Annotated in this window: 15 protein-coding genes; 8 read left to right on the top strand and 7 right to left on the bottom strand. The window is 41.7% G+C overall.

Translation table 11 applies throughout. The annotated features are described in order from the left end of the window. Positions 1-11: 11 nt before the first annotated feature. The gene (locus tag ACGE0T_RS06990; RefSeq protein ID WP_459189812.1) at positions 12-557 is read left to right on the top strand and encodes an eCIS core domain-containing protein; all 546 of its coding nucleotides are present in this window, start codon (positions 12-14) and stop codon (positions 555-557) included. 11 nt (positions 558-568) lie between these two features. Continuing rightward, on the top strand, positions 569-1861 hold the full coding sequence (locus tag ACGE0T_RS06985; RefSeq protein ID WP_459189811.1) for an ATP-binding protein: 1293 nt from the start codon (positions 569-571) through the stop codon (positions 1859-1861). A 6-nt stretch (positions 1862-1867) separates the two neighbouring features. On the opposite strand, the gene nhaA is transcribed toward ACGE0T_RS06985, so the two are convergent. From nhaA to ACGE0T_RS06955, 6 genes are all read right to left on the bottom strand, one after another. Further along, positions 1868-3220 carry a Na+/H+ antiporter NhaA gene (gene nhaA / locus ACGE0T_RS06980; protein WP_459189810.1) on the bottom strand — a complete coding sequence of 451 codons (1353 nt, stop codon included), beginning with the start codon at positions 3218-3220 and terminating at the stop codon, positions 1868-1870. A gap of 59 nt (positions 3221-3279) precedes the next feature. Then, the gene (locus tag ACGE0T_RS06975; RefSeq protein ID WP_459189809.1) at positions 3280-4488 is read right to left on the bottom strand and encodes a cation:proton antiporter; all 1209 of its coding nucleotides are present in this window, start codon (positions 4486-4488) and stop codon (positions 3280-3282) included. Between the two features lie 102 nt (positions 4489-4590). Then, complete coding sequence (locus ACGE0T_RS06970) at positions 4591-5187, bottom strand: IMPACT family protein (RefSeq protein ID WP_459189808.1); 597 nt, start codon at positions 5185-5187, stop codon at positions 4591-4593. Between the two features lie 3 nt (positions 5188-5190). After that, complete coding sequence (locus ACGE0T_RS06965; protein WP_459189807.1) at positions 5191-5409, bottom strand: hypothetical protein; 219 nt, start codon at positions 5407-5409, stop codon at positions 5191-5193. 4 nt (positions 5410-5413) lie between these two features. After that, on the bottom strand, positions 5414-8254 hold the full coding sequence (uvrA, locus tag ACGE0T_RS06960) for an excinuclease ABC subunit UvrA (protein ID WP_459190433.1): 2841 nt from the start codon (positions 8252-8254) through the stop codon (positions 5414-5416). A gap of 19 nt (positions 8255-8273) precedes the next feature. Continuing rightward, complete coding sequence (locus ACGE0T_RS06955; protein WP_459189806.1) at positions 8274-9245, bottom strand: lytic transglycosylase domain-containing protein; 972 nt, start codon at positions 9243-9245, stop codon at positions 8274-8276. Positions 9246-9368: 123 nt separating this feature from the next. On the opposite strand from ACGE0T_RS06955, the gene ACGE0T_RS06950 reads away from it, so the two are divergent. The 5 genes from ACGE0T_RS06950 (at position 9369) to ACGE0T_RS06930 (ending at position 14829) form a co-directional block, all read left to right on the top strand. Then, the gene (locus tag ACGE0T_RS06950) at positions 9369-10217 is read left to right on the top strand and encodes an AraC family transcriptional regulator (RefSeq protein ID WP_459189805.1); all 849 of its coding nucleotides are present in this window, start codon (positions 9369-9371) and stop codon (positions 10215-10217) included. 81 nt (positions 10218-10298) lie between these two features. After that, on the top strand, positions 10299-10886 hold the full coding sequence (locus ACGE0T_RS06945; RefSeq protein ID WP_459189804.1) for a DUF417 family protein: 588 nt from the start codon (positions 10299-10301) through the stop codon (positions 10884-10886). A gap of 8 nt (positions 10887-10894) precedes the next feature. Further along, positions 10895-12250 (top strand): FAD-dependent oxidoreductase, encoded by a 1356-nt coding sequence (locus ACGE0T_RS06940; RefSeq protein ID WP_459189803.1) that lies wholly within the window; start codon positions 10895-10897, stop codon positions 12248-12250. Between the two features lie 117 nt (positions 12251-12367). After that, positions 12368-14167, top strand: a complete 1800-nt coding sequence (locus ACGE0T_RS06935) for a LysM peptidoglycan-binding domain-containing protein (protein ID WP_459189802.1) — start codon at positions 12368-12370, stop codon at positions 14165-14167. Further along, the gene (locus ACGE0T_RS06930) at positions 14164-14829 is read left to right on the top strand and encodes a porin family protein (protein ID WP_459189801.1); all 666 of its coding nucleotides are present in this window, start codon (positions 14164-14166) and stop codon (positions 14827-14829) included. Before ACGE0T_RS06935 ends, ACGE0T_RS06930 begins: the two co-directional genes overlap by 4 nt. On the opposite strand, the gene ACGE0T_RS06925 is transcribed toward ACGE0T_RS06930, so the two are convergent. Beyond that, positions 14830-17547: a two-component regulator propeller domain-containing protein gene (locus tag ACGE0T_RS06925; RefSeq protein WP_459189800.1), complete on the bottom strand. Its 2718-nt coding sequence runs from the start codon at positions 17545-17547 to the stop codon at positions 14830-14832. It lies immediately after the preceding gene. A gap of 170 nt (positions 17548-17717) precedes the next feature. On the opposite strand from ACGE0T_RS06925, the gene ACGE0T_RS06920 reads away from it, so the two are divergent. Next, entirely contained in the window at positions 17718-20036 is a 2319-nt protein-coding gene (locus tag ACGE0T_RS06920; RefSeq protein ID WP_459189799.1) for a glycoside hydrolase family 20 protein, read from the top strand. The last annotated feature ends 204 nt before the right edge of the window (positions 20037-20240 follow it).

Raw genomic sequence — 20240 nt, 5'->3', positions numbered from 1 at the left:
TAATATTTGGTATGGAAACAGAAAAAGTATATCAGGAAAAGACAGCCCGCACCATCCAACAGAAGCAGGATGGTAACGGAACTTTGCAGTTTATCGACAACCGCCCGGCGAATCAGTTGTTACAGCGTATCGGAGAGGAAGAGGAAGATACTCTCCAAGGTAAATTTGACGGGACCATCCAACGGGAGGAAGATGATGACGAAATCTCGCAAATGAAATCGGATACCACTATGCAGCAGAAGCCGAACAACACCGGACTGCCGGATAACTTAAAAGCGGGTGTAGAAGATTTGTCGGGCTTCTCGATGGATAATGTGAAAGTCCACTATAACTCTTCGCAGCCGGCAACTGTACAAGCTCTTGCCTTTACGCAGGGTACGGATATCCATGTGGCACCCGGACAAGAACAACATTTGCCGCATGAAGCGTGGCACGTGACACAACAGATGGCGGGACGCGTAGAACCCACTATGGAAATAGGTGGAATGCCTGTCAATGACAATGCAGGCCTGGAACATGAAGCGGACGTGATGGGTACAAAGGCGAATAGCATGTAAATTCCGGGAATATGGATAAATATATCGATTGGTTCAACCGGGTACTGACAACGACTATACAGCTTTATTTCCAACAAGAATGTGAATATACTTCGCTTGAGGAAGTGGAGCTGCCTGCGGATGATTGGCTGCAAAAAGTACTAACCGTCCCGGAAGTTACATTCGGCGAACGGATTGTGGTCATGTTGGCGCTAATGCCTCATATCTGTCCGCATATATTAGACATATTCTTTGTGCAAAACAAGAACTTTGACCGGCAATATACGGAGTTCGGAGGATGGAAGGGACTGTCACACGGAGGCTTCCTGCCTACCGGCGAAACGGCAGTCTTTATCCTTGCCGGCGAAGATACGGAAAAACGCAAAGAGGTGATACGGTTCTTTCAGAGGGACCACTGGTTCCATACGAAGAATATCCTCCGTCTGGAAGGAGCTGGTGAAGGAGAACCATTTTTGAGCGGACAGTTACGGGTGTCGGAAGAGTTTTTGAGTCGTGTTTTACTGGACAAGGAATATAAGCCGGATTATACGATCGGTTTCCCTGCCAAACGTATCACTACGGAACTGGATTGGGAAGATATGGTATTGGATTACCAAGTGGCTACCGAACTGGAAGAGATCAATACCTGGATTTCTTCAGGTAAGATTATCATGGAAAACTGGGGATTGTCCCGTATCCTGAAAGCCGGATACCGCTCGCTGTTTTACGGACCTCCCGGAACGGGAAAGACACTGGCGGCAACGTTATTGGGAAAGAAGAACAATATGGATGTATACCGGATAGACTTGTCTATGATTGTATCCAAGTATATTGGGGAAACGGAGAAGAACCTTGCCAGGGTATTCGACCTCGCCGAAAACCGGAACTGGATTCTTTTTTTCGACGAGGCAGATGCCCTGTTCGGAAAACGTACCTCCAATAATACCTCCAATGACCGCCATGCCAACCAGGAAGTAGCTTATCTGCTGCAACGGATAGAGGATTTTCCCGGCATGGTAATCCTGGCGACGAATTTACGCTCGAATATTGATGAAGCATTCTCCCGCCGCTTCCAGTCGATCATCTATTTTCCAATGCCGACAAAAGAACTGCGTGCCGAATTGTGGCGGAAAATGCTTCCCGGAATGTGGCTGGGGAAGGATACTGACGAACTGATTGATATTGCCGCCGAAACCGAACTTTCCGGCGGATCCATTACTAACGTGGTACGGAAATGTGCGTTGTATATGATCAAATCAAAGGAAAGAATTTTGAATAAAAGTATATTGAAAGAGACTTTACAAAAAGAGAGGTTAAAAAACTAACTCTACCTATTGTACCTCTTTCGGTAATACACATTTCAAAATAAGATACCCGCACAATCCAGAAATAAATGAACCGGCAAACACTCCCAACTTCGCTTGATTCAGCAAGTCAGCTCCTATGTCCGGCATTCCGGAAAAAGAAAGATTCGCAATAAACAATGCGACAGTAAAACCTATGCCGCCCAACATGGAGACTCCGAAAAGGTTTCGTTTTGTAACCCCTTTGGGCATGGTTGCAAGCCCCAAACGGGAAAACAGGTAAGTAAAAGAAAAGATACCCAATGATTTTCCTACAAACAATCCGGCAAATACTGCCAAAGGAACCTTCATCAATGACTCCGACTGAATATCGCCGAAAGTAACTCCTGCATTTACAAAAGCAAAAAGGGGTAATATAAAGAAATTCACCATCGGATGCAATTTATCGGCAATACTCTGCAAGGGACTAATGGTTTTATCTGCCAGGGAATGGATATTATTCAATACTTGTATCTGTGTAGAGGTCAGCACTTCCGCCTTTTTGGAATGGCGTACCTCGGTATAATCCAACATATTCAGATAACCGGTCATGTCGCAGGTGAAATCATCCAGTTTAACAACCGGACGTGCCGGAACCGTAAATGCCACCAGTACCCCGGCGATGGTAGGATGAATGCCGGACTCCAAAAAGAGCATCCAGACAAAAAAGCCGACAACATAATAAAAGATATTGCTGTTAACCCTCATCTTTCCGCCAATGTAAAGCAAAGCTAACAGAGCCAAAGAAATAAGTAACGGCTGGACTGAAATATGCCCACTATAGAACAAAGCAATAATAATAATACCCCCTATATCGTCCACCACAGCAAGAGCCGTAAGGAAAATACGCATGCTCAATGGAACCCGCTTCCCTAAAATTCCCAGTACGGCAAGGGCAAATGCAATGTCAGTAGCCATAGGGATTGCCACACCTCTTACCTCCGGAGCGGAATTGCATACCAGATAATAGAACAACACCGGAACGACCATACCACCACATGCTGCTATAATCGGCAGCAGCGCTTTTCGTACGGAACTAAGTTCTCCAATCAATACTTCCTGTTTAATTTCCAAACCGATTACAAAAAAGAACATGGCCATCAAAGCATCATTCACAAAAGCAAGCATCGACATTGGAGCCCCATGATGTTCAAAAGGAACAAAATTTCCTATTTTAAAATCTATCGGATAGGCAAGGATATGATGGTAGGATTCTGCCCATGGTGAATTGGCAAAAATCATGGCTAAGATAGTCGCCATGAATAATAAAAGACTGGCGTTCGTTTTCTGTGTGGCAAAACGACGTAACGGTTTAAGGATAACATTAAAGGTATTCTCCATACAGTATCAAATATGTTATGGGGAGATAACTTGCTGAATATCTCCCCCAGGATTTTTTCTTATGATTGCACCTTGTGCATCTCAGCTTGTTCCAGTGCGTATGCACTGCGGGTCAGCTTTTCTACCCAGACAACAAATATACCAGTTAAAATTAAATTAAACACTATAGTTAATACGGAAATCATCAATGCCGGTCCACCTAAATTATATCCTAAAGCGATAAAAATAATCCCGGCCCCTACCTCACCACGGGTAAACATCCCGATTGACAAAGCCAGACGCTCACGCTTGCGTCTTTCACGATAGAAAAACAGCGGGAAAAGTTTTCCTATATTGGAAAGGAAAGAAACAATAATGACATGTGTTATTATCATCGGCCACGACATCATGGGCTGGGAACCTGTAATCGTGGATGCCTCAGCAGACTGAGCCCCGAAATCGACACCAAAGAAAACCGGCATACTGACACCGACTAAAAACATGAAAAGGAATGAAATGGCCGTAGCCACATTATGTTCAACCTTTGTATCGATATGCTTATGCTTCATTATCATGCCCAAGACAAAAGCCGGCAGCAACACTTCGATGTGTATACTTGCATCTTCCCCATACCAATGTTTGGAAACCAGATACACTACCTGTGTGATACCGAATGTTACAACAGCATAGAGCAATATTGCTTTCCAGTCCTGGCGCATATCATACGAACCCATCTTCTTCCAGCCAAGTATAAGCAGAACCATTACGATCAGAATAATTACTCCCAACTGCCAACGCAGACCGACCATCATGATTTGCAACGGTATCATCAACAAGATAGTATCCAAGTCGTCGAATATAGCTAAAACCTGTACTTTTTTATATACCCACGAAGCCTTAAGCCCTGCGGCGGCAAGCATGGTAAACAAAATGCCGGCAGAAGTCGGAGCGGCAAAACGGCTCAGCAATAAATTTTCTTTCCAGGCATCTCCACTTGTCCAATAGATATCCGGAAGAAGTACGAACATATAATATAAAGCAACAAATATCCAGGGAAAAGCTGCGGTAGCCATCGCGATAAAATAATCTTCGGTATAGGATCTCCAGCGGGTTTTATCCATTTCAAACTCGCGTCCTACATTTATCATAATAAAAGCAAGACAAACATATAAAAGTGTGTTGGATATCGTTTTGACTGACATATAACTGTCTCCTACCATTGTAGGAAGAAATTGAGAAACCACTAAACCAACCACAAGGAAAAAAGAAAATAAAAGGATCTTCTTCATTATTTTACTAACTGTTTTTTATTTAGATTTCAGCACACAAAAATACAACAATCCGGTCAAACCTGAAAGAGCCGCAATACCATCTTTCAGATTATTAATAAATTACTTCAACCGGGCAGTATCAACTTTCAATAAACGCGACTTCAACCGGGCTGCGTCTCCCTGCCGGATACGGAGAGTCATTTCACAATCCATTTCAAAGCGTTGGGAAACGACTGTGGGCTTATCTTCTTTCACAATACGCATAATACTGTTCAAAAAAGGATACTCAAATAAAACCGTAATATCTTCGTCAACAGTACGTTCTTCTATTTCCGCAGCAGCAATTGCTTCGGCAGCAGCAGTACGATATGCAACAATAAGCCCGCTGGTACCCAACTCGATACCACCGAAGTACCTGATTACAACAATTAAAATGTCAGTAAGTTCATTTGAATTAATCTGTCCGAGAATCGGTTTGCCGGCTGTGGAGGAAGGTTCCCCGTCATCGTTGGCACGAAAAGTTTTCCGGTCTGCTCCCAACATATATGCCCAACAGACATGGCGAGCATCATAATAGTCTTTACGGTATTTTTCTACCTGTTCTTTTGCTTCTTCCACAGTACGCACCGGGATAGCATACGAAATAAAACGGCTGCGCTTTTCCGTATAATATCCTTCGGCTATCTGTTTAATGGTTCTGTAACTGTCGTCTGCCATGCGTCAATCCGGAATATGGGTTTCCTGTTCTTCCCGGAAAGCCCAGAAATCTTTCATTATTTCCTCTATTTCCTCTATAAAATAAGGATCTTTCACGTTCTTCTTTACTTCCTCGTAGTAGGTTTCAATCGCAGCCAGGGCACAAATATCTTGTCCCCGTAACAAAAAATAGGGTTCCTCTTTTTCTACACACTGCTTAATCATTTGAATCGGGTTCTTCATTTTTTTATTTCTTTAGTTCATCTTTTAAAAACGGAGCCGTATAACTTTTTGTTTTTGCTTTTATCATTTGTTCCGGGGTACCGGTAAAGAGTACTTGTCCGCCGCCACGGCCACCTTCCGGCCCCATGTCGATAATATAGTCGGCATATTTAATCACATCGAGATTGTGTTCAATAACGATAATCGTGTTACCTTTCTCCACTAATTTGTTCAGGACCCCCAGCAATACACGGATATCTTCAAAATGAAGACCGGTTGTCGGTTCGTCCAATACATATAACGTTTTCCCCGTATCACGCTTTGCCAGTTCGGTAGCCAGTTTGACACGCTGGCTTTCTCCTCCGGACAAGGTGGTGGAAGGCTGTCCCAGTTTTATATATCCTAAACCTACATCCTGCAAGACTTTCACCTTATTTAAGATAGAAGGAATATTCTCGAAAAACTCTACCGCCATGTTGATTGTCATATTCAACACATCTGCAATAGATTTGCCACGAAAACGGACTTCCAACGTTTCACGGTTATAACGTTTGCCATGGCATTCCTCACAAGGCACAAGGACATCAGGTAGGAAATTCATCTCGATGGTCTTATAACCGTTTCCCTTACAGGTTTCACAACGCCCTCCGGCTACATTAAATGAAAAACGCCCGGGTTTGTACCCGCGAATCTTAGATTCCGGCAACTCCACAAACAAATTACGGATATCAGAGAACACGCCGGTATATGTGGCAGGATTGCTTCGGGGAGAACGACCGATAGGCGACTGGTCCACGTTTACAATCTTATCGACATTATCTATACCCTCGATTGATTTATAGGGCAACGGGTCTTCCAATGAGCGGTAAAAATGCTGGCTCAGGATTGGTTGGAGCGTCTGGTTTATCAATGTCGATTTGCCGCTACCGGACACACCGGTCACACAAATCAGTGTACCAAGCGGGAATGTAACATCCACGTTCTTCAAGTTATTACCGCTAGCTCCTTTTATCGTCAGGAACTGTCCATTACCTTCCCTGCGCTTCTTCGGGACGGCAATTTCTTCTTTCCCGTTCAGGTAAGCTGATGTCAGTGTATCTGCTTTTAACATATCTTCCGGAGTTCCGGCATAGACCACCTCTCCCCCAAGACGTCCGGCCTTAGGTCCCATGTCCACCACATAATCGGCATTAAGCATCATATCCTTATCATGTTCCACAACGACTACCGAGTTTCCGGTATCCCGTAACTCTTTCAGGGAGTTTATCAGGCGGACATTGTCACGTTGGTGCAGACCGATACTCGGCTCATCCAATATGTAAAGAACATTTACCAACTGACTGCCAATCTGGGTAGCCAGACGGATACGTTGGCTTTCTCCTCCGGATAAAGTAGCGGAAGCACGGTTCATCGCCAGATAATCCAAGCCTACGTCTAACAGGAATTTAAGGCGGGAACGTATTTCTTTCAAAATCTCGACGGCTATCTGCAACTGCTTTTTATCCAGTTTTTCTTCAATGCCGTCCAAGTATTCGTAAAGTTCGGAAATGTCCATCTCCGCCAGTTCTGCAATATTCTTTCCGGCAATCAGATAATGCAAGGCTTCCTTATTCAGACGACGCCCGTTACATTCGGGACAAGTCGCCATTTTTATGAATTGCCCCGCCCATTTTTGCGCAGAAGCGGAAGCTTCGCCATCCTGTTGCATCAGGATATATTTGGCAACCCCTTCATAGGTCATAAAATAGTTAGAAGAACCCAGCATTTCATTTTTAACCTGCAGCCGTTCGTCCGTTCCGTTCATAATCTCATCCATCGCCTCTTCCGGGATGTCTTTAATTGGAGTCTTGACCGTCACGCCATACTTTTGGCATATCGCATCAATCTGCCAGAAAATAAGGGAGTTTTTATATTTACCGAGGGCTACAATTCCTCCACTGTAAATGCTAAGTGACGGATCGGGTACAATTTTCTCCATATCCAGCAGGTTCACTTGTCCCAACCCTTTGCATTTCGGGCAAGCGCCCTGAGGAGAGTTAAAGGAGAAGTTATGAGGAGCCGGCTCACTATAAGACAGCCCGGTAGCCGGATCCATCAGGCGGCGGCTGTAATGACGCACCTCGTTCGTTTCGGCATCCAACACAAGGAGAAGCCCGTCCCCCTGCTTCATAGCGACCCGCAGGCTTTCTTTCAGGCGGCGTTCATCGCTTTCGGATACAATCATTTTGTCGATTACGACTTCTATGCTGTGCATCTTGTAACGGTCGAGCTTCATGCCATGGAATATTTCCTTCATCTCGCCGTCTACACGTACATTTATATATCCTTTCTTCCGGATTTGTTCGAACAGTTCCTTATAATGTCCTTTACGGTTCCGCACCAGTGGAGCTAAAAGGTAAGTCTTTTTTCCCCGGTACTTCTCCAGAATTAAATTAAGAATCTGTTCTTCGGTATATTTTACCATCTTCTCCCCACTCAAATAGGAATAGGCCTCCCCTGCCCTTGCATAAAGCAAACGGAAAAAGTCATATATCTCAGTAGTGGTACCCACGGTAGAACGCGGATTCTTATTGGTCGTTTTTTGTTCGATGGATATAACCGGGCTCAATCCGGTTATCTTATCTACATCCGGCCGTTCCATATTTCCGAGAAAATTCCGGGCATAGGCGGAGAAAGTTTCCACATAACGCCGCTGGCCTTCCGCAAAAATAGTATCGAACGCCAACGACGATTTACCGCTACCGCTCATACCGGTAATCACCGAGAGTTTATTACGAGGTATTTCTACATCTATATTTTTCAGATTATGGACACGGGCGCCTAAAACGGAAATGCGCCCTCCTTCCAATGCATTCTTATCGTTCATTTTCATATAAATTCAACAACTATTTTACAACCCAGGCCGGATTGTGTACTTTGGTCTTGGACTTGTCGTAATACATTTCTTTTTCCCTTGGTATAAGTAGTGTATAAGTTTTACCTAACGTCTGGAGCTTCCTGTCCATCAGCCAGGGATTGAAGCGTTTCAGGTCAGCATAAGTAATCCCTTTCGATTTGGCAAATATTGCAAGATCGGGTATATCGGAAGAAACTTTTACTTCGTCACATTCTATCAGCCGGTATAAGTCATCCGGACGAAGAACAAAGCCATATTTATAAGGGGCTTCAAACACCTGTTTCATTGCCATGATACGATATACATAGCGTGAAGTTTCCTCTACCAGCCATAAGTCGAACGTACTGTCAGCCTCTTGTTTTTCCAACTCTGTGGAAATACGTCTCATCCCGGCATTATAAGATGCGGCGACTGTGGCCCAATCGCCGTATTTGGCATAGGCATCTTTCAGATAACGACATGCCGCTTCCGTTGATTTAGCAACATTCCGGCGCTCATCTACCGTAGCGGTAATAGTCAACCCATACTGCTTGGCAGTTCCTTCCATAAATTGCCAGGTTCCGACAGCACGTGCAGGAGAAACGGTTCGCGGTTCCAGAAAACTTTCTATAACGGCAAGATATTTAAAATCGTCGGGGATACCGTTCGCTTTTAGTATTGGTTCTATGATAGGGAAATAACGGTTGGCACGCTTCAGAACCAACAATGTTACAGAATGCTGGTAAGTAAAACTTGTCAGCTCACGGTCGAAACCTTCATGCATATTATAACGTGTCAGGTCATATTCTTTCCCGCAAAAAGAAACGGACGCAGGCACTTCCGGCGACATTGTTACCGCAGACACCAGCGGACGCTCTTCTTTCACTTTTTCTGAATCGGTGGAACCTATAGACAGGCAGGCGGTAAGGCAAATTACACTTCCTGCAAGAAAACTGATTATACTATTTTTTGTAAATTTCATCTGTAAGATATTATCCTTGATTTGGCTTCCAAAGTTACAATTTTTCCCTATATCTTTCCGCTCCGCGCAGCCAAAAAATAACAAAAGTCCGTATATTTACAATCTCGTTAAAAACTGACAGATATGGAATATCATCTAAACACCTCTCTTGACGGAAACATTGCAATGACTTTCCGCTTCCATGAGGATTCTGTTTTACAAAATAACAAGAGCCTTTACAAATTTATTTGGGTACAGGCAGGTTCATTAGATATAGAAATAGACCACGTAATCATACATCTTGAAAAAGATGAAATAATTTCGTTGACGCCGCTGCATCATATCGAAATAAAAAAAGTAGAAGGAGAATATCTTACTTTCCTGTTCAACAGCAACTTCTATTGCATTTACGGGCACGACAATGAAGTCTCCTGTAATGGTCTGTTATTCAATGGTTCTTCTAACATTGCCCGCTTAAAACTAAGCCCGGTACAGGCGGAAAACCTGCATGATATTATTCGTATTTTCATGGGTGAATGTTCCATACAGGATAATTTGCAGGAAGAAATGCTGCGTATTATCCTGAAACGTTTCATCATTACTTGTACCCGTATCGCCCGTGAGAAATTTGAGGTCAACCTTGAAAAAGAAAAGAGCTTTGATATTATCCGGCAATATTATGTATTGGTGGACAACCATTTTAAAGAGAAAAAACAAGTTCAGGATTATGCCGACCTTTTATTCCGCTCTCCTAAAACCTTGTCGAATCTTTTTTCTTCATATGGAATCCCCTCGCCTCTGCGCATCATCCATGAAAGAATAGAAGCGGAAGCCAAACGTCTTTTACTTTATACGGATAAAAGTGCCAAAGAAATCAGTGAAATCCTGGGATTCGAAGAACTGGCTGCTTTCAGCCGCTTTTTCAAGAAAATGACAAACGAAAGTATCTCGGACTACAGGAAGAGGGAAAAACGGGAACAATTGCCAACTTAAGCAGTAAAATTGCCATTTATTACACAGGAAAAACCATCGATCTTTGCATTATCAGTTAAACATCTAAAAACATAAAGCAAAATGATCGCAAAATTACAAACTCTTTTTACTGCTTTCCTGAATATGGCAGCTTCTACTCAAAAACTGGGTATTAACCTGATCCGTGTGGCAATCCTGATTATCTTCGTCTGGATAGGCGGACTGAAATTCTGGAATTATGAAGCCGAAGGAATTGTTCCGTTCGTGGCAAACAGTCCTTTTATGAGTTTCTTTTACACAAACAGCGCACCGGAATACAAACAATATAAACTGAAAGAAGGTGAATTTAATCAGGAAAAACATGACTGGCATAAGCAGAACAACACATATGGCTTCTCTTATGGATTAGGAATCCTGATTATGAGTATCGGAATCTTAACGTTTTTGGGAACTTTCTTCCCTAAAATAGGTTTAATAGGTACCGGACTGGCGATTATCATGACATTAGGCACGCTTTCCTTCCTGTTTACCACCCCTGAAGTATGGGTCCCGGATTTGGGTAGTGGCGAACATGGTTTTCCACTATTAACGGGAGCAGGACGCCTGGTTATCAAAGACACAGCCATTCTTGCCGGAGCAATCGTTGTATTATCGGATTGTGCTAAAAGAATTTTACAACAACACAAATAAAAGCGGTTATGAAACAGTACGACGCAATTATTATCGGGTTCGGCAAAGGTGGTAAAACCCTTGCCGCCGAATTGGCAAAAAGGAATCAAAAAGTAGCTATGGTGGAACGTTCCGACAAAATGTATGGAGGAACCTGTATAAATATAGGCTGTATACCGACCAAAACGTTGGTGCACCAGGCAAAACTGGCTCCTAAAACAGCGACATGGGATGAAAAGAAAGCATATTACAGGCAAGCTATTGCTAAAAAAGAACAGGTGACAACTCTGTTGCGAGGAAAAAATTACCATAATCTGGCAGATAATCCCAACATTACGGTGTATACCGGCAACGGTTCATTTATAAGCCCGGAAATTATTGAAGTCGTTACCGAGGAAGAGACATTCCATATACAGGCTCCACAAATATTCATCAATACGGGAGACGAAACAGTCATCCCTCCTATTCCCGGAATAAAAGAAAATCCGGCTGTATATACCAGTACATCCATTATGGAGCTGGCAGAGTTGCCCGAACATCTGGTAATCGTGGGAGGTGGATATATCGGATTGGAATTTGCTTCCATGTTTGCGTCTTTCGGCTCCAGGGTCACAGTACTTGAAGGATATTCCGAACTCATACCACGGGAAGACAGGGACATTGCAGCTGCGGTAAAAGAGACCTTAGAAAAGAAAGGAATTGTATTCCATTTGAATGCCAAAGTCCAGTCTATAGATAAAACGGCCGTACTATACGAAGATACGGAACAAAAAGAAACGCTTCGTTTGGAAGCTGATGCAATTCTACTTGCCACAGGCAGAAGACCTAACACAGCCGGACTAAACCTGGATGCAGCAGGTGTGAAAACAGATGAGCGGGGAGCTGTTATCGTAGACGATCATTTAAGAACAACGGTTCCGAATATACGTGCAATCGGGGATGTAAAAGGCGGATTACAATTCACTTATATTTCCCTGGACGATTATCGTATCATCAGAGAGGATTTGTTCGGGAACCATGAACGGAACACGGGAGATCGCGAACCGGTAAGTTATTCTGTTTTTATCGACCCGCCGCTGTCGCATATCGGCATGAATGAAGAAACGGCAAAGAAAAAAGGATTTACAGTAAAAACGAACAAAGTTATTGTTGCCTCCATCCCAAGAACCAAAACAATCGATGAAACTGATGGTTTGATGAAAGTTGTTATAGATGCAAATACGAATAAAATCCTGGGATGTACCTTATTTTCTCCGGAATCAAGCGAAATGATAAACAGTGTGGCTATCGCCATGAAAGCCGGATTAGATTATACATTCCTCCGGGATTTCATCTTCACTCATCCAAGCATGAGCGAATCGCTCAATGACCTGATGAATTTATAAGAGTTATTCAGGGGAGTAAACTGTTTCGTTCAGCGACAGGGAACTCCCCTAAATACATCTTACTGCATTATCTTTCGGTTTTTATTTCTATCTTTGCGTGAAATAATCAATCAGCAAATGAATAGGATTAGCATTTACATTTTAATATCTTTTCTGAGTTTTGGAAGTGTAACCGTTTATTCGCAAAACAACAAGCCTGAAACTATCGTAACCAGCGGGCAAAGTGATGAGATATTTTATCATACTATAGAACAGGGACAGACAGTATATGCCATTGCTACCATGTATGGAGTCACAGTTGATGATATTTACCGTTTGAACCCCGGAAGCAAAGAGTATATTAAAGCCGGAGCAACTCTAAAAATACCCCAACGCGATACGATGACAGGGGCTACCGATAAAAAAGGAGATGGCTACATTTACCATACGATCCAACCGCGTGAAACACTCTATTCTTTATCTATCCGTTATAAAGTTCCGGGAGCAGATATTATAAACGCTAATCCCGGATTATCCGTCGCGACATTCACCATCGGCAAGAATATCCGTATACCGGCTACTCCATTGGAAAGCCTGCCCGTTACCGAAATTCAGACAGTAACGAAAGAAATCGAATATAAAATAGAGAAAAAAGAAACGATGTACAGTATTTGCCGGAAATTTAACGTTTCCAGCAATGAACTTATCAAACTAAACCCCAAGTTAAAAGGGGGCGTTAAAGCCGGTATGGTCATTAAAATCCCGGTAGAGACAGAAGAAAGTGTAACTGTCGAGAAGGCAACTCCTGCAGAACGGGATGTAAATGCATTGCTTGCAACTCCCCAAAATATAAAACGGGTAAATACTATAAAAGTAGCTCTTTTGCTACCGTTTATGGCTGAAGAGCCCCATCCGTCATCAACAACATCCCGTTTTATTGAATATTACGAAGGACTATTGCTTGCTGTAGACAGCCTGCAAAAGAACGGGTGCTCTATTGACCTTTCCGTTTATGACACAGGGAACGGTACAAAAAAAATTAAAGAGGTGCTGAATACGGATGCATTGAAAGAAACCAACCTGATTATAGGTGCAGTCCAAAACGATCAAATTAAACTGGTTGCCAATTTCGCCCAGAAAAATAAAATCAAATATGTGATCCCTTTTACCTCCAAGAATGACGATGTTTTGTCTAATGCATACGTATATCAAGTAAATACACCTCACTCCTATTTATATGCCAACGCCTCACAGGCAGGCTGCGACTTGTTTGCAGAAGACAATATCATTCTACTGAATATAAAGGATGAGGACGAAAAAGCGGATTTTATCAAAGCTTTTAAAGCTGAGATGAGACAACGTAATATCCGTTATAAAGAAATGAATTACAATGGAGATTCTTTCCAGACAGATATAGCAAGTGTATTGGAAAGTGGAAAACGAAATATTGTCGTACCGACTTCCAGCTCTTTGAATGCATTGAACAAAATAAAATCTCCGCTCCGCATGATTGCCGAAACAAAACCGGAATATATGATGACTCTGTTCGGATATCCGGAATGGCAAACTTATACCCGCGAATGCCTGGATGACTTTTATGCATTGAATACTTATATCTACAGTAACTTCTATGCGGATAACCTTTCGCAGGATGTGTCCAGTTTCTATACGCATTATAAAACCTGGTTCAGTAAGAATCTGATTAACACATTCCCTAAATACGGAATCCTGGGATTTGATACCGGCATGTTCTTCCTGGGAGCCATCAATAAATATGGTACAAACTTTGAGAATAATCTGGATAATATCAAATATAAGAGTATTCAGACTGGTTTTGATTTCCACCGTGTAAACAACTGGGGCGGTTTCATCAATACAAATATTTTTATTGTACACTATCAAAGCGATTATAACGTAACCCGAAACGAAATAAGATGATTCGAAAAATAATTGTAACACTCATTATAGCACTGACTGTGGCTGCCGGTGGACAGGCACAAAAAAAACCTTTCAAAAAAGAATTGTTGATAGGAGGTTCTTTTGGTGCGAACTTTTCAAAAATCAGTTTCGCTGTTTATAAAGTGAACACAAAGATGAAACTGGGCTACAGCGGTGGAGTTAGCGTGCGATGGATCACAGAAAAAAATCTGGGACTACAAGGTGAAATCAATTTTACCCAATACGGCTGGGATGAAAAGTTTGAAGATACTAAGTATAAATATACACGAACTATCAACTATGTAGAAATACCGTTCCTGACTCATATCTATTTCGGTAGCGACCGTTTCAGGGCTTTTGTCAATTTAGGACCGAAAATCGGATATGCCCTGAGTGAAAGTACTGACGAAAACCTGAATGGAGCATCTCCTAATATCGAGAACCAACAACATAATCTTGCCGTACAGAAGCGATTTGATTGGGGTATCTGTGGAGGGCCGGGCATGGAATTGCGTACTGGTATCGGCTCTTTTCAACTGGAAGGACGTTATTATTACGGACTTAGCGATATATTTAACAGCCGGAAAGAAGACCGTTTCTCCAAATCATCCAACCAGGTTATTTCGGTGAAGTTAACGTATATGTTTTCTGTGATTAAATAATCACGAAAAATGTTCCTGACGATAGCGGGAAGGAGTCATTCCATACAATTGTTTGAATACGGTACTGAAATATCGTTGATGAGTGAAACCTGCTTTTTCCGAGACTTCCTGAATACTCAATTGCTTGTCAGCTAATAAAAGTAGTGCCTTTTCCATCCGAAGTTTATTTATATAATCTCCTATACTGGTATCTGCCACAAGTTTCAGCTTACTATAGAGGGAGGCACGGCTCATAGCCATTTGTTCTGCCACAAAATTCACATCCAAATCAGGATTGGTTAAATGATTGCTGATTATTTCGTTCAGTTTTGCCAAAAACTGTTCGTTCGGATTACTGATTATTATTGTTTCTACATCCGCAGTTGCTTCAGGTTTGCGCCTACGGATTACCTGATAAGTTAACCAGCCAAAACCACTTAGCAAAACAACGATAAATAACAGATAGAACCATGAACTCCTCCACCAGGGAGGGGTAACCACTACAGAAAATATTTTAACCGGAGAACTCCAACCTCCATACTTTTTATTACAGGACACGTATATATGATGTTTTCCGACAAACAAGTTGTGAAGAGCAAGCACTGGATTGGAAGTCTGCACAATCTCCTCTTGTTCCCCCCGTATATAAAAACGGAATAACACCCTTCTCATCATGTCGTTTTCCTTTACAATAACTTTTGCATTGAGAGAGGTATAATTCCAGGGGATAGTTATCAAGCCTCTGTTTCTTGCAACTTCTGCTCCCACAGAGATGCCATTCAATGCTATATCCAGTAAATTGACCACAGGTTCCTTTTTTTCCGTAAACTGCAAATCGTTTTTAATACGGACCAATCCACTTATACCCGCCATATAAACATCTCCTGAAAAAGAAACCAATGGTGATTTAAAAATAAATTCCTTGGCAAAAACGCCGTCCGATTCGCCAAAATTAATCACACGTTGATCATCCGGCATATAAGCAAACATCCCGTCATGCGTTCCAACCCAAAGACGTCCATGAAAATCGAAGGCAAGAGATGTACAACCTACCAACTGTTCGTTCTCTATCGAGTCCATCTCATGTTTTTCCACCTCATAACAATACAAGCCGGAAGTAGTTCCAATCCAGAAATTACCTTCTTTATCCGGACAACCTGCATTAATTGTTCCTATAGACTTGTCCGGACGATAAAACGCAGACAATAAATTATTCCGGCAATCCAGTTTAAAAAGACCGGCAGATCCCCGTAAATAACAAACCGTATCAGTTCCTTGCACCAATTGCAATGCGGATAAGGCAACCTGTTTATCCATACAAGGGATTACTGTACATTCATTCTTTGGCTGGTCGTACAGATAGACACTATCTGCAAAAAGATAGAACCGTTCTTTGTTCAGACGATACATATGCACAGTAAAACCTGAACGGAATATCTGTCGCGATTTTTCATCTCCGGCAACCCTGTATTCATTTATAAGCCCTGTCTTTTTATTAAAGCGGTACAACCCGTCTCCAAACAAAGACAATAGCAATTCTGAATCACCAAGGCTGATTATGGAGACAACCTTTGCACTATACGTGGAAGGATACTGGCGAAACATTTCGGTAGCAGGATCGAAGCGGTTAAGTCCTTCACCATCGGTTCCCATCCATATCATTTTGTCCTTATCTTCATACATACTGGTAACCGTCCTGTTGCTTAGGCCTTTTGATGAGCCCAAAGGCGCGTCCTGATAGGTATTAATAAAAATTTCTTTCATTCCTATTAATCCGCCACGTATACTACCAGCCCACATATTATTCTCCGCATCATTATAAAGACAATTGAATGAATTGACAGGAATAGAATGAGGATCACCGGATATATGTTTTATCACTTCCATAGAACAAGACTCCTGATCGTAGACAGAAATACCTCCCCCATCGGTAGCTATCCACAATTTGCCGTCTTTCTCCTTCATGTCCATTACAATATTATTACTTAACAAACCGGGAGATGTAAGATGTTCTTTCAATATTCCTTCACGATCATAATGAAAAACCCCTCTAGCATAAGATGAAATCCAGACAGTCCCATCTAAAGTCTTATAAAGAGCTGTTATATTCTGTTCCTGCGTAAAAGGTGCTTTTTGCAATCTCCCGGTACCATAATGATATATCCACATTCCGCCCCAACGACATCCCAATAATATTTCCCTCCTACCCGAATCATATAAACAAGCTTCCGTAAAGGCACTCTCTATTTTTTCACTGGTAACTATTTCAACAGGATGCAATACATTATCCATATATGAATACTTATAAACTTTACCATTTCCAAAAAAGAAAATACCATCATCTGTCAATACATAAGAATAAACGACAATGGCTTCATTTCCGTCAGTAATCCGTATAAAATTGTCTTTCTCTTTATTATACCGGGCAAGTCCGTTTTCCGTCCCCACCCATAAATTTAATTTTTCGTCTTCACACAGAAAAAGCACATTATTATGTGGAAGTGTATTGTCATTATTCTTATTTTGATAATAAGGAGTTATTTGTTGTTGGTCGAAACTATTTAAACCGAACTGTGTGCCAATCCAGAGCACGCCTCTGTAATCTGTCAGGATTGCACTTACTGTGGATTGAGATAATCCGTTCTTTAAAAATATTTGTTTAAAATAATACTGGGTAGCAGCCTCTATATAAGGTATACATATAAACAGCAATAATATATTTAACAATATAGATTTCATGGCAGCTGTGGTCTTTTCTTTTAACCGTATTAATATCACAAAGATATTAAAAAAAGACAATTTTGGAACATTATTAGATAATATTGAACATGATTATTAAGTCTTAGAGATACTTTTGCTCAAAACATACGCCATATAATTAACCGGACAGATCTAAAACATCTAATATAATGTTTATTTTGAAAAAAATTATACCAATCGTTTTTATTCTATTGTTTGTGCAATGTACTACCACAAACAATCAGTTGGATATTACCCCTAAGCCTATAGAAATTGCAACCAAATCCACCTATTTCCATTTTGATGACAATACCGTAATAAATATAGAAAATGACACGCAGGTTACTGTTGCCTGGCAATTGGCTGATTTACTTAGTAAACCAACAGGGTTCACACCTGAAATCAGGATAACTCCTGCTAATTATCACTTATCGTCTATCAATTTTTATACGGATACGACTATTGCACCGGAACATTATATTTTGGATATAAACCCAATACATATCCGGATAACAGCAGCAGATAACGGCGGTTTTTTCTATGCAGTACAAACAATACGGATGATGCTTCCCCCGGAAATAGAAAGCAAGACACTGGTCCCTGACATGAAATGGAAAATACGCTCTTCAACCATAAAAGACGGCCCTCGTTTTCCATACCGGGGAATGATGCTGGATGTGGCACGAACTTTCATGCCTAAAGAAAATATATTAAAGCTAATTGACGGTATGGCTATGCTCAAACTAAACCGTCTACACCTTCACCTAACCGATGATAACGGATGGAGACTTGAAATCAAAAAGTATCCGGAACTAACGAAAATCGGAGCATGGCGCGTTGAACGAAGTGGAGATTTCCCCCAACGAAGAAATCCGGTAAAAGGTGAACCAACTCCCATTGGTGGTTTCTACACTCAAAAAGAGATGAAAGAAATTATAGATTATGCGGCCGATAAAAACGTAGAAATTATTCCGGAAATAGAGATGCCTGCCCACAGCAATGCTGCACTTGCGGCTTACCCGTCACTGGCTTGTCCGGTGGTAAAAGATTTTATCGGAGTTTTACCCGGTTTGGGAGGTGATGCCGCCAAGCATGTTTATTGTGCCGGTAATGAAAATGTATTTCACTTTTTAGAAGATGTGATTGATGAGGTTTCAGACATATTCCCATCTTCCTATATCCATATCGGCGGAGACGAAGCTTCCAAATATTATTGGGAAAAATGCCCGCTTTGCCAGAAACGGATGAAAAAAGAAGGTATTACTAATATTGAAGATTTGCAAGGCTATTTCATAAACAGAATGGCCGAGTATATAAAAAGCAAAGGCAAACAAGTTATCGGATGGGATGAACTGACAAATAGTACCATACCCGACGGCACCATTATCTGTGGTTGGCGTGAAATGGGTGAAGCCGGATATAAGGCGGGGCTCCAGGGGCATCCTTTCATTATGTCTCCAGCAAACGTCCTATACCTGATTCGTTACCAAGGTCCTCAATGGTTCGAACCCCGTACCTACTTTGGCAATAACACACTAAAAGACGTTTATGATTATGAGCCTGTGCAAAAAGATTGGAAGCCGGAAGCCATACAGAATCTGATTGGCATGGAAGCCTGCTTATGGACAGAATTTCTCCGTTCCCCGGAAGATTCGGAATATTTACTGTTCCCCCGTTTGGCAGCATTTGCAGAAACAGCTTGGTCGCCTGAAGGCACAAAAGACTGGACGGATTTCCTTAAACGTTTGGACTACCTTACACAACATTACGATATAATGGGAATTAACTATGCCCATTCCATGTACAACCTCGACCACTCCGTCAAAGGAATCGGAAATGTACTGAATGTATCTCTCTCCTGTATCCGGCCGGACGTTGAAATCCGTTATACTACAGATGAGTCTGAGCCTGTTGCCACATCTCCAATTTATAGTGATACATTGTCTATAACCGGCAATACGACCATTAAGGCCGCAACTTTTGTCGGAGAACAGCAAAAAGGAGAAACACTGGTATTGCCCCTTCAATGGAATAAAGCAACAGCATGTCCTGTAATTTGTAAAGACAACAATGATGTCTACCGGATTACCAATAGTATACGGGGTAGTGATAAACATACAGATTCCGAATGGTGCGGATGGTATAACCAGGACATATCCTTTATCATAGACCTGCAAAAAGAAGAAACGATCCATAAGGTGACAATCGGTTGTATCACCAATTACGGGATGGCTGTCCATATACCTAAATATATCCGGTTGGCCCTTTCCAATGACGGAACCATATTCACAACAGTCAGGGAAAAGACTTTTACTACGGACGAAATATTTCGTAAAGGCATACGGACAGAAGACAAAATATTTGATAACATAAACGCGACAGGTAAATATTTAAAGGTTGAATTAGGTAATCCGGGCATATGTCCAAAAGACCATGTACGCCCTGGTCAAAATACGTGGGTATATATTGATGAGGTTATAGTTGATTAACCCACACTTCTCCCTATTAAACGAAAATGCTAGAGTTAGACAAATAAACACGACTGAAAACCTTAACGCGGAAAATTGATAATCGAGTATTAGGTTAGGTAAATTGATTATTAGGTTTTCTACAAAAAAGAGGATGTCCCAGTGATTGAGACATCCTCTTACTATTTCAGGAAAAACCGATAGTCCACCGGCATTAATAATTCA

It is taken from the genome of Parabacteroides sp. APC149_11_2_Y6 (assembly GCF_054506995.1).
Note: the sequence above shows the minus strand (reverse complement) of the source record. Positions and strands in the feature narration are given on the sequence as shown.

Excerpts from the sequence above, each read along its gene's own strand:
- ACGE0T_RS06990 (WP_459189812.1), top strand. The coding sequence starts at position 12 with ATGGAAACAGAAAAAGTATATCAGGAAAAGACAGCCCGCACCATCCAA.
- ACGE0T_RS06985 (WP_459189811.1), top strand. The coding sequence starts at position 569 with ATGGATAAATATATCGATTGGTTCAACCGGGTACTGACAACGACTATA.
- nhaA (WP_459189810.1), bottom strand. The coding sequence starts at position 3,220 with ATGGAGAATACCTTTAATGTTATCCTTAAACCGTTACGTCGTTTTGCC.
- ACGE0T_RS06975 (WP_459189809.1), bottom strand. The coding sequence starts at position 4,488 with ATGAAGAAGATCCTTTTATTTTCTTTTTTCCTTGTGGTTGGTTTAGTG.
- ACGE0T_RS06970 (WP_459189808.1), bottom strand. The coding sequence starts at position 5,187 with ATGGCAGACGACAGTTACAGAACCATTAAACAGATAGCCGAAGGATAT.
- ACGE0T_RS06965 (WP_459189807.1), bottom strand. The coding sequence starts at position 5,409 with ATGAAGAACCCGATTCAAATGATTAAGCAGTGTGTAGAAAAAGAGGAA.
- uvrA (WP_459190433.1), bottom strand. The coding sequence starts at position 8,254 with ATGAACGATAAGAATGCATTGGAAGGAGGGCGCATTTCCGTTTTAGGC.
- ACGE0T_RS06955 (WP_459189806.1), bottom strand. The coding sequence starts at position 9,245 with ATGAAATTTACAAAAAATAGTATAATCAGTTTTCTTGCAGGAAGTGTA.
- ACGE0T_RS06950 (WP_459189805.1), top strand. The coding sequence starts at position 9,369 with ATGGAATATCATCTAAACACCTCTCTTGACGGAAACATTGCAATGACT.
- ACGE0T_RS06945 (WP_459189804.1), top strand. The coding sequence starts at position 10,299 with ATGATCGCAAAATTACAAACTCTTTTTACTGCTTTCCTGAATATGGCA.
- ACGE0T_RS06940 (WP_459189803.1), top strand. The coding sequence starts at position 10,895 with ATGAAACAGTACGACGCAATTATTATCGGGTTCGGCAAAGGTGGTAAA.
- ACGE0T_RS06935 (WP_459189802.1), top strand. The coding sequence starts at position 12,368 with ATGAATAGGATTAGCATTTACATTTTAATATCTTTTCTGAGTTTTGGA.
- ACGE0T_RS06930 (WP_459189801.1), top strand. The coding sequence starts at position 14,164 with ATGATTCGAAAAATAATTGTAACACTCATTATAGCACTGACTGTGGCT.
- ACGE0T_RS06925 (WP_459189800.1), bottom strand. The coding sequence starts at position 17,547 with ATGAAATCTATATTGTTAAATATATTATTGCTGTTTATATGTATACCT.
- ACGE0T_RS06920 (WP_459189799.1), top strand. The coding sequence starts at position 17,718 with ATGTTTATTTTGAAAAAAATTATACCAATCGTTTTTATTCTATTGTTT.